The following is a 422-nucleotide window of genomic DNA, read 5'->3' as shown; positions in this document are numbered from 1 at the left end:
CCGGGACGGCGACCGCGAGCGTCGCCGCGGGTGCCCCGAGCCCGACGGCGACGTGCGGGGTGCGGAACCGGCGGTGGGTGCGCCCCAGCGGGCGGGGTACGACGCCGTCGCGGGCCAGGGCGAACAGCACCCGCGACAGCGCGGTGGTCGTCGCGACGGCGCAGGCGAGGAAGGACAGGACGAGGGCGGCGTCGAGCAGCGGGGGGATCCAGGACCAGCCGCGCGCGACGGCGAGGACCTGCACCGGCTGGGTCTGCCCGGCGAGCCCGCCCGGGACGGCGGCGAACCCGGCGACCTGCACCGCGGCCGCGAAGACGTAGAGCACCGCGGTCACCGCCGCGGTCGCCGTGACCGCTCGCGGCACCGACCGGAACGGGCGCCGGGCCTCGGCCCCGAGCGAGGTCGCCACCTCGAACCCGATG

At 79.1% G+C, this 422-nt stretch carries 1 protein-coding gene; it reads right to left on the bottom strand.

The annotated features are described in order from the left end of the window. Positions 1 to 422: amino acid permease (locus GTW08_RS23180; protein WP_161152529.1), on the bottom strand; the 422-nt coding region annotated here is incomplete at both ends.

Source organism: Pseudonocardia sp. SID8383 (assembly GCF_009864975.1).
Taxonomy (GTDB): domain Bacteria; phylum Actinomycetota; class Actinomycetes; order Mycobacteriales; family Pseudonocardiaceae; genus Pseudonocardia; species Pseudonocardia alni.
The sequence above is the reverse complement of the archived record's forward strand: the minus strand, read 5'-3'. Positions and strand labels throughout refer to the sequence as shown.